A 13,819-nucleotide genomic window follows, 5' to 3' on the forward strand; every position below is an offset into this window, starting at 1 on the left:
GCCGGCCCTCTCGAGTCTGGCCCGGTCACGGCCGGCCCGGTCACTGCCGGTTCCCTGGGATCACTGGGCGACATCGAAGCCCTCCCCGGTGAGTGCGACAAAACGTTCTTCGAGGCTTGCGGCCGCGACGGTGAAGCCGCGCACGCGCACTCCGGCGGCGACGAGGGCAGCGACGATGTCTTCCGGCGCCGGTGCGGCAGCGGTCAGGGTGGCGCTCAGGTGACCGGGAGCTCCCGCAGCCGATACGAGCGTCACGGGAGTGAGCCCCAGCCGTTCGAGCACCTGCCTGGCCGCCACGGGGTCCGGCGTGTCGAGGCGCGCGTGGGCCTCGCCGGCGCCGCGGAGCTCGTCGAGGGTGCCCTGGGCCACGAGGGTGCCCGCGCGCATCACGGCGACGTGGCTGCACATCTGCTCGACCTCGGCGAGCAGATGGCTCGACACGAAAACGGTCGTGCCCTCCGCGGCGAGCGAGCGCACGAGGCTGCGCACCTCGCGGGTGCCCTGGGGGTCGAGCCCGTTGGTGGGTTCGTCGAGCACGAGCAGCTCGCGCGGCATCAGGAGCGCGTTGGCGATGCCGAGCCGCTGCTTCATGCCGAGCGAGTACGCGTGCACCTTCTTGCCCGCCGCATGGGTCAGACCGACGCGCTCGAGGGCGCGCTGCACCCGTGCGGCGCGGGTGGCCGCTGACGCGCCCGGATCCGCGGTATCGAGCCGACGCAGGTTGGCGGTGCCGGAGAGGAAAGGATAGAACGCGGGCCCCTCGACGAGGGCGCCGACGCGCGGGAGCACCGAGCGCAGCGACCCGGGCATCGACCGGCCGAGCAGGCTGATCTCCCCGCTCGTCGCGCTCGCGAGGCCGAGGAGCATGCGGATGGTCGTCGTCTTGCCAGAGCCGTTGGGTCCGAGGAAGCCGAAGACGGAGCCCGTGGGCACGGCGAGGTCGATGCCGGCGACGGCGGCCTGGCGGCCGAACTGTTTGGTGAGACCGTGGGTTTCGATGGCCAGTTCGACGGATGCGATGGCGGGGCTCACCCTCCCACGGCGGCGGCCTGGAGACGCTCACTCGGAACGGCGCCGGCGAAGACCCGCCCGTCATCGGTGAGCAGCACGCTCACGAGGGCGGTCGAGATCACGCGCCCGCCGGTCACGGCGGTCGTCAGCTGGGCGAGGAGCGGCGAGGAGGACAGTTCGGCGGGAACGGATCCGGCCGGGAGTTCGACGACGGCGTCCCAGCCGGTCCCGGAGATCGTTACGCCGGCGAGGAACTTCTCCGCCTCGGCCTTCATGGTCGCGTGGTCCGCGGCATCCTTCTTGTCGAGGCTCGTGGTGTCCGGGAGGGCCTGCTCGGTCACGCTCGCGCCGGCGGGCGGCGAGAACGTGAAGAGGGAGGCATCCGGTGCCCCCAGTGAGAGCTCGGTGAAAGCGAGCCGGAACGCCGGCTTCTCCTGCCCGCGGGCGGTGACCTCGACGGCGAGCGGCAGCCCGGTCTCGGAGTCGACCGAGATCGACACCGTTCCGACGAGGGTTCCGGTGGTCTTCGGGGTGAGCACGAGGTCGTAGACGCTCCGACCCGCGACGCTGCCGTCCGTGCCGACCGATACCGTCGTGCTCGGGTCGACCGCGGCGAGGAACTTCGCGGCGACCTCCTCCGGCGTGGCCATGCCGCCGTGGGTGGTCGCGTCCGTGTCCGCGGCGTCCTTCGCCGGCAGGGTCACGTGCGCTGCGGAGTTGTCCTTCGAGTTGTAGAGCCAGACGTCACTGCCGTTGCGCACGAGGTCGCGTTCGGCGAGGTTGTCGAGCACCTGCAGGCGGATGTTATCCGGCCCGTTGAGGTAGACCCGCCCGGTGTGCGAGCCGGTCAGGAGTTCGAGCGCGGAGGCGGCGCCGGCGTTCCCGCTCGCGGTCGGCCCGGTCGTCGGCAACTCGGGCAGGCCGAGCTCCGAGGTCTGTTCGATGGTTCCGGAGAGCGCGTCGACGGTGCTGGTGCCGACGAGCGCGAGCACCTGCGCAGGCGTCTTGTCTGGCAGGTCTACGGCCGCCCCCGCGGTGAGGGGGACGGCGAGCGCGCCGACGGCGATGACGGCGGGGATGACGATGGCCGGAAGCCACTTCGTGAAGTTTCGGGGAGTCATGAGAACGACCCCTGAGTGTCGCGATTCATAGTCAGATCCTACGTCCGTCCGGCACGGCTCGCACGGCCGCGGGCAGGCAATCCGGGCGCGCTGGGCGAACTCCCAGCACGCCGCATCCGCTCACGGCGTGGGGGCGAGCGCGCGCAGGTCCTTCCGCAGGATCTTGCCGGACGTGGACTTGGGAATGACGTCGATGAACGCCACCTGCCGCACCTTCTTGTGCGGCGCCACCCGCTCGGCGACGAAGGTCATCACCTCCTCCGGCGTGAGCACGTGGCCGGGAAGCACGACGACGAAGGCCTTCGGCACCTCCTGGCCGTCGGCATCCACTGCTCCGACGACCGCGGCGTCCGCGATCGCGGGGTGGCTGAGCAGCAGGGCCTCGAGTTCGGCGGGCGCGACCTGGTAGCCCTTGTACTTGATCAGCTCCTTGAGGCGGTCGATGATCGTCACGTATCCCTCAGCGCTCACGGTCGCGATGTCGCCGGTGTGCAGGAAGCCGTCATCTTCGAGGATCTCCCGGGTCGCCTGCTCGTTGCCGAGGTAGCCGAGCATCACGTTCGGGCCGCGCACGAGCAGTTCGCCCGGTTCGCTCACCCCGACATCGGGAAGCGCGATGGCGAGCCCGGTCTCCGGGTCGACGAGCTTGCACTCGATGTTCGGGAGGGCGAGGCCGACGACGCCGTGCGGGATGTCATCGCGGCCCCGGGGCATCGCGTGCGAGATCGGGCTCAGCTCACTCATGCCGTAGCCCTGGCGCACCTGGCAGCCGAGGCGGTCGGCGACGGCGTGGGCGAGCGAGGCGTCGAGCGGCGCGGCGCCGGAGAACAGGGTCCGCAGGCTCGACAGGTCGTAGTCGTCCACGAGCGGATGCTTCGCAAGGGCCACGGCGATCGGCGGCGCGATGAACACGTAGGTGGCCCGGTAGTCCTGGATCAGCCGGAGGAATGCCGGGAGCTCGAAGCGGGCCATCGTGATGACCGTCGCGCGGGCCGCGAGGGCGATGTTGAGCAGCACCGTCATCCCGTAGATGTGGAAGAACGGCAGCACGGCGAGAACGCGGTCGTCCGGGGTGCCCTCGAGCACCGGAATCGCCTGGGCGACGTTGGCCACGAGGTTGCGGTGGGTGAGGATGACACCCTTCGGCCTGCCGGTGGTTCCGGAGGAATAGGGCAGCACGGCGACGTGGGTTGCCGGGTCGAACACCACGACCGGCGCGGGGTGACCCTCCAGGATGAGGTCGGCGAGGGACAGTCGCGAGCCGTCGTGATCGAGCAGGGCCACGGCATCCGCCGCCAGGCCGGCGAGCGTGGCCGCCTCGCTCGCCTGGGGCAGGAACGGCGTGACGGTGAAGAGCAGCCGTGCCTGCGAGTCGCGCAGCTGGGAGGCGATCTCGGCGGCGCCGTAGAGGGAGTTGATGGTCGTCGCGGTCGCGCCGGCACGGAGGATGCCGTGGAACATGATCGCGAAGGCTGTCGAGTTCGGGGCGTGCAGGGCGACGACGTCTCCGAGGCCGATTCCCCGGGCAAAGAGGGCGCCGGCAACGGCGTCGATGCCGGCAACGAGCTCGCGGTAGCTCGTCGACAGGCCGGTGGCCGCGTCGATCATGGCGGTGCGGTCCCTGTCCTCCTCGGTGATCGAGCCGAACAGGTAGTCGTAGACGCTGAGGTCGGGGATCTCGACGTCGGGGTGCGTGCTGGCGATGATCATCGGTATCTCCTTCGATACGGTGTGCGAGCGGGGCAGGGTGCCGGGGAGGTATATATCGGGACTGGCATGGAGCGACTCAGGCATATCGAAGCCAGGCATATACCCGGTCGAGAGTCACGCGCGGAAGGCCGAAAGGAAGATCGCGGGCGTCTTCCACCAGGACGGCCGGCTGACGAATTCGGTCAGGAGCCGGGTGGTCTTCGGCGCGCTCCGCGCACTGACGAACCACGGCGGCTTCGGGAAGAGCGCGAATTCGCCGTGCCAGACCGACCGGGGGAAGGGCCGGAACGGACCGCGGACGATGGTGCGTTCGGTGTCGGCGAGCAGGAGCGCGTTGTGCACGACGCCGATGCCGCTCTGCACGTCGGTGAGCGAGTGGCCGGGGAAGGCCCCCCACGGCGCTGCCGCGGTGAGGAACCCCACGCCTGTCCAGGCGTTGACGGCGATCGTGCCGTAGCGCAGGCGCTCGAGCGCAGCGGTGAACCCCGTGCCGAGCCGGCGGATCGTGGCCGGGGTGCCGAGGATGTTCGCGCCGAGGGTGCCGAGGAAGTCCTCGTTTGCCGCGGCGACCGCGGCGTCGAGGAAGGCCTGTCCGGTCCCGTCGAGTTCGATGATGCCGAGCACGGGAGCGAAGGCCTCGACGCCGGTGAGCGCGGCGGGGTCTGCTGTGCCCGCCTCGATCAGCAGACGACCGCCGTCCGGGCCGAGCCGGGTGGCCTCGGGGTAGGCGGCGAGCGCGGCGTGTACCCGGGCGTCGCTGCCCGGGTACCAGGGCGGCCGTGCGGGCGCTGCGGCCAGGGCCGCCCGCAGCGCCGCGAGGAAGTCCGCCTTCTGCGGCCATTCGCGGCTGAGCACGACCACCTGACCGGCGATGCAGTTGTAGCCGCCGTTGTGCAGGCGCTGGGTGGCCACGTGCTCGGCCTGGAAGATCACGTCCCGTCGACTCCATTTCCCGGGGAGGACGATGATCGGCGCGACCCCGCCGAGCTCGCTCGTGATGGGCTTCTGCAGCAGCGGGGTGCCGGCGGCGCGCCGGGCGCGGCCCTCTGCGCCCGGGCCGAAGACGACGACATCGTGGGTCGCCGCACTTCCGGTGATGTGCACGTGGCTTACGCCCTCGTGGTGGGCGAGGTACCCTCCGACCGCCGCGCCGCCCGAGACGATCGAGAGCAGTCCCGCCTCGATGAGGGGGGCGAAGGCATCCGTGTAGACCGGAGAGAGGGCGTCGAGCACGGGATTGAGTTTGAGCACCGAGACCCGGTTGTGCGCGATCAGCTCGTAGAGCACGTCGAGCGGCGGGATCGACGTGATGTTGCCGGCTCCCAGCACGAGACCGACTCCCCCGGTGCGGGACGGATGCCGCTGGCCGAGCCCGGCACGCGAGCGCGCCTCCTCCTCGGTCACGCCCGGCCTGAGCCAGGCCTCAGCGGAGAACCCGTGCAGCAGGAGCGCCTCGAAGGGAGTGCCCGGGAGCACGGGGACGGTGATCCGGCCACCGGGGGCGCGCCCGAAGCGGGTGGCCCGGAGTGGGCTCTCACCGCGATCGAGGGCGCTGATCGAGTCCTGCAGGGTCGCGAGGTTTGTCAGCACGACGTAGGGACCGGACAGCCACTCCTCGCCGACGAGCGGGGAGTCCTGGTCGAGCCCCTTGGCGAGGGCCGCGACCCGAACCCAGCGCTCGGCCTGGGCCGCGACCGTGGCGGCGACGGCAGCGAGCAATGCGGAGCGCGCGGCCAGGGGCATGTCCGCCCAGCGGGCAACGCCCGCGGCGAGGCCGGAGACGAGCGTGTCGAGGGCCGCGCGGTCTGCAGCAGAGAGCTCGTCGGCGGGACGTTCGTTGACGGCGGTCGGTTCGGTCGAGGTCATCAATCTCCCTTGATTGCTGCCGGTGGCTCCTGCGGCCCGCGCGCCCGGCCGGACGGCCAGACGGCCCGCGCCTGCGGCCTGCGCGTGCTGAACCAGCAGAGTACCTCACGACCCTCGGCGGGTCCCCACCCCAGTGCGCGGGTGTCGCTCGGCTGACGGCACGGCGAGCGTCGCTCCGTGTGCCGGGAGTCGCTGTCCCACCGGGCGACGGCGGCGCCGACGGCGACAGCCGACGGCGTGCTGGCCGGCGGGCACGGGAGGAAACCGCGGGTTCGGACCACCGAGCTTTCGGGACGATCAGTGATCCGGACCACGGAGGGCATCGAACTCTGGTGAGGCCTCGGGCGGCCGTTGACCGGTTCGTTTCTGGTGCTGACCAGCGTCTGCGTCGAAGGCGGCAGTTCGTTGATCTGGTGAAAACGTATGACGTACGCCCGGGGATCGCAACCGGTGCCCGATGCGGCGGATCGTCGGCATCCGTCTCGGGAGGCGAGTACGCCCGCCGCGGAACCAAGCCAGCGAAATAGCGCTCAATCAGGTATTTGTCATGGCTGAACATCCGTGCAACCCTGCGGTCTCCTGCACCGGAAGTGACCGGATCGGGTGAGGCTGCGCTGATCCGGGGCAAATCCGAGGGAAAAACGAGGGAAATCCGTGGGAAGTCCGTGGGGTGCGTGGCCCGTTCCAGGCGGAAGGAGCCGAGGCGGGACGCTGCGGTGGCGACGATGCCGGCGCAAAAGAAGGCCGGGACAGCACTCCCGGATGCCCGGAACGCGCGTCAGTCTGCCGGCGCAAGGCCCGCCTCTTCCGCGGGGACAGCGGGGAGGACCAGCACGAACCGGCCGTGACGACCGCCGGGGACGGCTTCCACCGTGCCGCCCGCGGCGACCGCAACCCTGCGCGCGAGCGCCAGGCCGAGGCCGGCACCGGGGCTCTCTGCCGCCCGGTATCCGGGCGTGAACAGCAGCTCCGGGTCGAGGTCTCCGATTCCCGGCCCGTCGTCGGTCACGCTGATCCGGATCGAACCGCCCTGCGCGACCGCCGCGACGGTGACCCGCGTCCGGCCGTACCGCACGGCGTTCTCGAGCAGCGGCGCGAGGGCACGCAACGCGACGGCCTGCGGAACCCCGAGCGCGAGACCGGGCGCGGGGGCGACGACGATCTCCGGCACCGCGTCGGCCGGCGCCCCGGCCGAAGCCCCGGCCGCTGCCGCGACAGCAGCGTGCAGCACGGCGTCGACCGGCGCCCGCTCATCCCGGTTCACCTGGCCGCGGGACACCGAGAGCAGGGTGCCGATCACCTCGGTGAGCTGATCGACGGATGCGCCGATTCGGCCGAACCGCTCCGCTTGCGCCGGCGAGAGCGTCGGATCGAGTCCCGCGAGCTCCGCCTCAGCCCGGATCACCGTCAGTGGGCTGCGGAGTTCATGGGCGAGTTCCGCGGTCAGGCGCTGCTCCGCGATGATCGTGCGCGACACCCGCGCGAGCAGGCCGTCGAGCACCTGGCCGAGGCGGGTGAGTTCGTCGTGGGGCTCGCCGAGGTCGAACCGCCCGGTGAGGTCATCCGCGCTCCATGCGGACGCCCGCCTGGCCATCACCTCGACGGGGCGCAACGCGCGCCGCACGGTCCAGGCCGCCATCCCGCTGACTCCGAGCACGACGAGAACGGCGAGGCCGATGCCCACGAGCAGGGTACGTGTCTCGGTACGCTGGTACGGCGCGAGGGACAGGCCGACCACGGCGACGCCGATCCGTTCCGTCTCGCCCGGCAGGACGATGGGCACCGCGCGCAGTCTCCAGCCGCCGCTCTCGCGCTCCGTCGGCTCGGTGACCGAGCTCAGCGCCGCGAGCCCGGCCGTGAGTTCGGACGGTCCCGCGACCGGCGCCGGGTCCGGTTCCCCGCCGGTCGGCGTCGAGTCCGTCCCGGTCGCGGTCCCGCTGACCAGCCGGCCGGACGCGTCGTAGATCCAGGTGACGTCGCCGAGGCCGCCGGCCGCGTTCCGGGTGACCGCGATGCCGTCACCCTGGCGCACGACGGTCGCGAGCGCGGATGCGGCGCGCTCAGCGAGGAGGCCGTCGATGTCCTCGCTCACGACGTGCGTCAGTACGGCGACGGTCAGGGAGAGCAGTGCCGCCATGCCGACGGTCGTGAGCAGCGCCGTGGCGAAGACGAGGCGGCGGCGCAGCGAGCTCACGCGTGGCAGGACCGGCAGCCGTAATCGTCCCTGGCGGCGCCCGGACGAGTCCCTGGTCCCGGTCATCGGAGGGCGTACCCGACGCCGCGCACGGTCTCGATCCGTCGCGACGCCGGAGACTCGCGGGCGGCATCCGCCCCTGGCCCGGCGAGCGCAGCGGCATCGCCGCCGTGGTCACCGCGGTCGCCGCCTTCACGGTCGTGGTCGCCGCCCTCACGGTCGCGGTCGCCCTCACGGTCGCCGTCGCCGTCGAGCAATTCGAGCTTGCGGCGCAGCCTGCGTACATAGGAATCGACGGTGTTCTCGGCGACGATGGCGCCGTGCGGCCACGCGGCCGCGACCAGGTCGCGCCGGCGGACGACCTCGCCAGGGCGGGCGAGCAGGGCCGCGAGCATCCGGAACTCTGTCGGTGTGACGGCGATCTCGAGGTCGGCCCTGGCCACGGTGAACCGCTGGGGGTCGAGGCGGAGGCCCGCTGGCTGCCGGTACGGCTCCGGCCTGCCCCGGCGAGCCAGGGCGCCGACCCGCACGAGCACCTCGGCGAGCGCGAACGGCTTTCCGAGGTAGTCGTCCCCTCCGGCATGGAAGCCGGTGACGATGTCCTGCACGCCGGTTCGCGCAGTGAGGAAGAGCACGGGTGCGAGCTGCCCGGCGGCCCGGAGGGCCTGGCAGACGTCGCGACCGTCGGAGTCGGGCAGGCCGATGTCGAGCACGATCACGTCGACGGGCTGTCCAGGGCCGAACAGAACGACCGCCTCCGCGCCGGTGTGCGCGAGCAGCAGGCTGTAGCCGGCGCCGCCGAGGGCCTCGGCGAGCACCCGGCGGATGAGGGGGTCGTCTTCGCAGACTCCGACGGTGGGCATGGGGCAATCGTACGCAGTGCCCGCGTGCCGCCCGTGTAAACGGTGCAGGTCAACCCGGGTGGCGGGCGTGCCGGTCAGGCGGCGGGCAGGTTCGGCGGCCTAACCTTCTGCTGCACGAGGTCTTCGGCCCGTCCACCGCCGCCCGGCGCCGATTTCCTGTTCGCACTCCACGCAAAGGCACCAGCATGAACCTGATCCAAGCGCTGATCCTCGGCATCGTCGAGGGAATCACCGAATTCCTCCCGGTCTCGAGCACGGGACACCTCACCCTCACCGAGAAGCTCCTGGGGCTGAAGCTCGACGACCCGGGGGTGACCGCGTTCACCGCGATCATCCAGTTCGGGGCGATCGTCGCGGTGATCCTGTATTTCCGGGCCGACATCATCCGCCTGGCCGTTGCATGGTGGCAGGGCCTCTTCCACCGGGAGGCGCGACTCGCGCACGACTACCGCTTCGCCTGGTACGTCATCGCCGGTTCGGTGCCGATCGGCATCGTCGGCTTTCTCGGAAAGGGCCTGATCGGGGGGCCATTGCGCAACCTGTGGGTCGTCGTTGCCGGGCTGATCGGCTGGAGTGTCGTGATGTTCATCGCCGAGCGTGTCGGCAAGCGCAACCGCCCGGAGGAATCGACGACCCTCAAGGACGCGCTCGTGATCGGCGTCATGCAGTGTGTCGCACTGATCCCCGGGGTGTCCCGCTCCGGGGCGACCATCAGCGCCGGCCTGTTCCGCAACCTCGACCGGGTCGCCGCGACCCGGCTGTCCTTCTTCCTCGCCATCCCGGCACTGACCGCTGCGGGCGCCTATGAGGGCCTCTCCTCGGCGAGCGACATCTCGGCCTCCGTCGGCTGGGTGCCCACGATCGTCGCGACCGTCGTCAGTTTCCTCGTCGCCTATGCCACGATCGCGTGGCTGCTGCGGCTCGTCGCGAAGCACAGCATCGCGGTGTTCATCGGGTACCGGGTCGCGCTCGGCCTCGTGATCGCCGGCCTCCTCGTCACCGGCGTCGTAGCCGCGACCTGACTTCACCCCCCCCGGTCCCTCTCTCCGCGAGAGTACGAATTGGGCCCTTAAACCACTCGTTTATGGGCCCAATACGTACTCTCGCGGCAGGGGTGAGCGGGGCCTGCGGGGCGGGGCGGGGCGGCGAATGGCGGGGTGAGGTCAGGCGTGGGGTTCGTAGTGGCGGGGCGAGTATGCCTGGGCGACGAGCGTCCGGAGGGCCTCGAGGCTGCCGTGGGCGAGGCCCTGCGCCCGCGCCTGGATCAGCACGTTCCCGATCGCGGTCGCCTCGACGGGTCCCGCGAGCACGGGCAGGCCGGTGAGGTTCGCGGTCAGCTGGCAGAGCAGCTCGTTCTGCGAGCCGCCGCCGACGATGTGCACCGTGCGGATGCTCGTGCCCGAGAGTTCGCTCGCCGCGCGCAGGGTGCTGGCGTACTTCGTTGCGAGGCTCTCGATGATGCTGCGCACGAGGTCGACGGGGGTCGCCGGCGTCGCGAGTCCGTGTGCGGCACAGTGCTCGCGGATCCGCGCGGGCATGTCCCCCGGCGAGAGGAAGGCCGGGTCGTCGACGTCGAAGACCGTGACCGGCCCGGTCACCTGCGCAGCCTGGGCGAGCAGGAACGGCAGCTCGAACGCGACGCCCTCGAGGTCCCAGCTGCGCATCGACTCGCTCAGCAGCCAGAGTCCCATCACGTTGCGCAGGTAGCGCACCCGCCCGTCGACGCCGCCCTCGTTGGTGAAGTTCGCGGCCCGGCTTTCCTCGGTGAGCACCGGGGAATTCAGCTCGACGCCGACGAGCGACCAGGTCCCCGACGAGATGTATGCGGCGTTCTCGTCCCGCATCGGCACGGCGACGACAGCGGATGCCGTGTCGTGCGACCCGACGGCGACGAGATCCAGTCGCGAGACGGCTCCGATTTCGTGAGCCACCTCCGGCAGCAGAGACCCGATCCGGGACCCCGGATCGACCAGCCCCGGGAAGATCGAGCGCGGCAAGCCGAGGCGTGCGATGAGCGCATCGTCCCACTCCCCGTGACCGGAACCGTGGCCGTGCCCGTGCCCTGTCAACACCGTGAGCAGCCCGGTCGTCGACGCGTTGGTGCGCTCGGCGACGCGCTCCCCGGTCAGCCAGAAGCCGAGCAGGTCGGGAATCAGCAGCATCGTGTCCGCGCCGTCGAGGCCGCCGGCCTGCCGTTCGGCGGCCAGCTGGTACAGCGTGTTGAACGGCAGGAACTGGAGCCCGTTCCCGGCGTAGAGCTCGGCGTGCGGCACCAGGGCGTGGGTCGACTCGACTCCCGCAGCGGTGCGCTCGTCCCGGTAGTGGAACGGGTTGCCGAGCATCCGCTGCCCGGAAAGGAGCGCATAGTCAACCGCCCAGGAGTCCACGGCGGCGCTCCGCAGCCCGGGTTCCTCCCGCACGGCGGAGTGCAGGCCGGCGAGGACGTTGCGGTAGAGGTCGAGGATGTCCCAGTGCAGTCCGTCGATCGTGCGCACCGGCAGGTTCGGGAACCGGGCGACCGGCCGGAGTCGCAGCTCGTTGTGGCCGACGTGCCCGAGCATGACCCGCCCGCTCGACGCGCCGAGGTCGATCGCGGCGACGGTCCCCGCGCTGCTCACCACGACGGCACCCCCGCGAGAGTCGCCGTTCCGGTCGAGAGCGCCCGGTAGAACGGCAACTCTCGACCGGAACGGCGACCGCCGGGATCGGGACGCGTGGCGGCATCCGCTCGCCCGGGGGAAGCCGGGAGCCCTGTCGTGCGCGAGCGGATGCCCCCGCTCATCGCAGGAAGGCGGCGGCGACGCCGGCGTCGACCGGGATGTGCAGCCCGGTGGTGTGGCTGAGGTCGCTCGTGCACAGCACGAAGACCGCGTTGGCGACGTTCTCGGGAAGCACCTCGCGCTTGAGCAGGGTGCGCTGAGCGTAGTACTTGCCGAGGTCCTGCTCATCGACGCCGTAGACCGCGGCTCGTTTGGCTCCCCAGCCGCCGGCGAAGATGCCGGAGCCGCGCACGACACCGTCGGGGTTGATGCCGTTGACCTTGACGCCGTACTCGCCGAGTTCGGCGGCCAGCAGGCGCACCTGGTGGGCCTGGTCGGCCTTCGTCGCCGAGTACGCGATGTTGTTCGGGCCCGCGAAGACCGAGTTCTTGCTCGAGATGTAGATGATGTCGCCGCCGAGCTTCTGGTCGATCAGCACCCGGGCCGCGGCGCGGGAGACGAGGAAGGAACCCTTCGCCATCACGTTGTGCTGCAGGTCCCAGTCGGCGACCGTGGTCTCGAGCAGGGACTTGGAGAGCGAGAGCCCGGCGTTGTTCACGACGAGGTCGAGGCCGCCGAAGGCGAGTACGGCGGCGTCGATGCCGGCCTGAACCTGGTTCTCGTCCGTGACGTTCGCCTGAACGCCGATCGCGATATCCGTGCCGCCGATCGCCGCCGCGGCCTCCTGCGCCTTGGCCAGTTCGAGGTCGGCGATCACGACGCAGGCGCCCTCGGCCGCGAGCCGAGTGGCGATCGCCTTGCCGATGCCGCTTGCCGCGCCGGTCACGAGCGCGATGCGTCCGGCGAGCGGCTTGGGCTTCGGCATCCGCTGGAGCTTGGCCTCTTCGAGCGCCCAGTATTCGATGGCGAACTTCTCGGACTCGTCGATCGGGGAGTAGCGGGAGAGCCCCTCGGCTCCCCGCATCACGTGGATGGCGTTGATGTAGAACTCGCCGGCGACGCGCGCGGTCTGCTTGTTCGCGCCGTAACTGAACATGCCGACGCCCGGGATCAGCACGATGAGCGGGTCGGCACCGCGGATGGCGGGCGACTCCGGGGTCGCGTGCCGGTCGTAGTAGGCCTGGTAGTCGAGGCGGTACTGCTCGTGGAGTTCGTGGAGCCGGGCGAGGGACGCCTCGACAGAGGCGTCCGCCGGGAGGTCGAGCAGGAGCGGCGTGACCTTGGTGCGCAGGAAGTGGTCGGGGCAGCTCGTGCCGAGGCCGGCGAGCCTCGGGTGTTCGACGCTGGCGAGGAAGTCGAGGACCTCGGGCGCGTCGGTAAAGTGGCCGACCTTGGCGCTGTCGGTGGAGACGAGGCCGCGGAGGGTCGGCGCAAGCGCGGCAGCCTTGGCGCGGCGCTCGGCCGCCGACAGCGCACCGAAGCCCTCGAGCGGGGCGCCGAAGGGCTCCGGCTTGGAGTGCTCCTCGATGTAGGAGGTGGCGGTCTCGATGATCCAGAGCGAGTTCGCCTCGGCCTCCTCGCTCGTGTCACCCCAGGCGGTGATGCCGTGGCCGCCGAGGATCGCGCCGATCGCGCCGGGGTGGGCGTCCTTGATCGCGGCGATGTCGAGGCCGAGCTGGAAGCCGGGGCGGCGCCAGGGCACCCAGATCACCCGGTGGCCGAAGATCGAGTCGGTGAGTTCTTCCCCGTCGACGGCCGTCGCGATCGCGATGCCGGCGTCCGGGTGCAGGTGGTCGACGTGGGCCGCGTCGACCAGTCCGTGCATCGCCGTGTCGATCGAGGGGACGGCGCCGCCGCGCCCGTGCAGGGCGTAGTCGAGGGCGCCGACCATCTCGTCTTCACGATCGAGGCCGGGGTAGACATCCACCATCGCGCGCAGCCGGTCGAGGCGGAGCACGGCGAGGCCGGACTCGGTGAGGGTGCCGAGGTCTCCGCCGGAGCCCTTGACCCAGAGCAGCTCGACGGTGGTGCCGGTGACGGGGTCGATCTCGGTGCCCTTGGCGGAGGTGTTGCCCCCGGCGTAGTTCGTGTTCTTGGGGTTCGCGCCGAGGCGGTTGGAGCGGGCGACGAGCGCCGCGGCCGTGGGATTGGTGGTCATGATCTGCTTTCCAGGGGCTGGGAGAGGAGCTAGAGGGCAAAGGACGAGCGGGGGCAAGCACGGGCGGTGCGGGGTGTCGGGCCCTGACTGTTGCGGCGGGGAGGGTGGTCTAGGCGCCCCAGCCGGCCTGGGTGCCACCGACGCGGTCTGCGCAGATCTTCTCCTGGTAACCGGATGCCGCGAACGCCTTCATAGGGTCGGCCGGAAGCCCGCGGGACTCGCGCCACGCGGCGAGG

The 13,819-nt window shown here is 71.2% G+C and carries 10 protein-coding genes and 1 pseudogene; 1 reads left to right on the forward strand and 10 read right to left on the reverse strand.

Annotated elements, in window-relative coordinates:
• Positions 1-60: 60 nt before the first annotated feature.
• The 6 genes from E3O39_RS17345 to E3O39_RS17370 form a co-directional block, all read right to left on the reverse strand.
• Complete coding sequence (locus E3O39_RS17345) at positions 61-1,032, reverse strand: ABC transporter ATP-binding protein (protein WP_241985125.1); 972 nt, start codon at positions 1,030-1,032, stop codon at positions 61-63.
• On the reverse strand, positions 1,029-2,132 hold the full coding sequence (locus E3O39_RS17350; RefSeq protein ID WP_134449253.1) for a DUF2092 domain-containing protein: 1,104 nt from the start codon (positions 2,130-2,132) through the stop codon (positions 1,029-1,031). Before E3O39_RS17350 ends, E3O39_RS17345 begins: the two co-directional genes overlap by 4 nt.
• Positions 2,133-2,252: 120 nt before the next feature.
• Positions 2,253-3,839: an AMP-binding protein gene (locus E3O39_RS17355; RefSeq protein ID WP_198413466.1), complete on the reverse strand. Its 1,587-nt coding sequence runs from the start codon at positions 3,837-3,839 to the stop codon at positions 2,253-2,255.
• 117 nt (positions 3,840-3,956) lie between these two features.
• Positions 3,957-5,708: an aldehyde dehydrogenase family protein gene (locus tag E3O39_RS17360; RefSeq protein WP_198413464.1), complete on the reverse strand. Its 1,752-nt coding sequence runs from the start codon at positions 5,706-5,708 to the stop codon at positions 3,957-3,959.
• Positions 5,709-6,486: 778 nt separating this feature from the next.
• Entirely contained in the window at positions 6,487-7,968 is a 1,482-nt protein-coding gene (locus E3O39_RS17365) for a HAMP domain-containing sensor histidine kinase (RefSeq protein WP_134449255.1), read from the reverse strand.
• On the reverse strand, positions 7,965-8,765 hold the full coding sequence (locus E3O39_RS17370) for a response regulator transcription factor (RefSeq protein ID WP_134449256.1): 801 nt from the start codon (positions 8,763-8,765) through the stop codon (positions 7,965-7,967). Before E3O39_RS17370 ends, E3O39_RS17365 begins: the two co-directional genes overlap by 4 nt.
• Positions 8,766-8,950: 185 nt before the next feature.
• Between E3O39_RS17370 and E3O39_RS17375 the strand changes: the two genes are divergently transcribed.
• The gene (locus tag E3O39_RS17375; RefSeq protein ID WP_134449257.1) at positions 8,951-9,787 is read left to right on the forward strand and encodes an undecaprenyl-diphosphate phosphatase; all 837 of its coding nucleotides are present in this window, start codon (positions 8,951-8,953) and stop codon (positions 9,785-9,787) included.
• A 141-nt stretch (positions 9,788-9,928) separates the two neighbouring features.
• Here the strand turns inward: E3O39_RS17375 and E3O39_RS17380 are convergent, their stop codons facing one another.
• The 4 genes and pseudogenes from E3O39_RS17380 to E3O39_RS19600 all read right to left on the reverse strand — a co-directional run.
• On the reverse strand, positions 9,929-11,326 hold the full coding sequence (locus E3O39_RS17380; protein WP_174774866.1) for a rhamnulokinase family protein: 1,398 nt from the start codon (positions 11,324-11,326) through the stop codon (positions 9,929-9,931).
• A gap of 53 nt (positions 11,327-11,379) precedes the next feature.
• Complete coding sequence (locus tag E3O39_RS19100; protein ID WP_166787375.1) at positions 11,380-11,547, reverse strand: hypothetical protein; 168 nt, start codon at positions 11,545-11,547, stop codon at positions 11,380-11,382.
• Entirely contained in the window at positions 11,544-13,583 is a 2,040-nt protein-coding gene (locus tag E3O39_RS17385) for a bifunctional aldolase/short-chain dehydrogenase (RefSeq protein WP_134449258.1), read from the reverse strand. The genes E3O39_RS19100 and E3O39_RS17385 overlap by 4 nt, the downstream gene beginning before the upstream one ends.
• A gap of 109 nt (positions 13,584-13,692) precedes the next feature.
• A pseudogene (locus E3O39_RS19600) lies at positions 13,693-13,819 on the reverse strand (rhamnose isomerase); the annotation flags it as partial.

This window comes from Cryobacterium sp. MDB2-A-1 (assembly GCF_004402675.1).
Taxonomy (GTDB): domain Bacteria; phylum Actinomycetota; class Actinomycetes; order Actinomycetales; family Microbacteriaceae; genus Cryobacterium; species Cryobacterium glucosi.

Bases quoted from the DNA above. Each gene is read 5' to 3' on its own strand.
- E3O39_RS17350 (WP_134449253.1), bottom strand. From the start codon at position 2,132: ATGACTCCCCGAAACTTCACGAAGTGGCTTCCGGCCATCGTCATCCCC.
- E3O39_RS17360 (WP_198413464.1), bottom strand. From the start codon at position 5,708: ATGACCTCGACCGAACCGACCGCCGTCAACGAACGTCCCGCCGACGAG.
- E3O39_RS17365 (WP_134449255.1), bottom strand. From the start codon at position 7,968: ATGACCGGGACCAGGGACTCGTCCGGGCGCCGCCAGGGACGATTACGG.
- E3O39_RS17370 (WP_134449256.1), bottom strand. From the start codon at position 8,765: ATGCCCACCGTCGGAGTCTGCGAAGACGACCCCCTCATCCGCCGGGTG.
- E3O39_RS17375 (WP_134449257.1), top strand. From the start codon at position 8,951: ATGAACCTGATCCAAGCGCTGATCCTCGGCATCGTCGAGGGAATCACC.
- E3O39_RS17380 (WP_174774866.1), bottom strand. From the start codon at position 11,326: ATGCTCGGGCACGTCGGCCACAACGAGCTGCGACTCCGGCCGGTCGCC.
- E3O39_RS19100 (WP_166787375.1), bottom strand. From the start codon at position 11,547: ATGAGCGGGGGCATCCGCTCGCGCACGACAGGGCTCCCGGCTTCCCCC.
- E3O39_RS17385 (WP_134449258.1), bottom strand. From the start codon at position 13,583: ATGACCACCAATCCCACGGCCGCGGCGCTCGTCGCCCGCTCCAACCGC.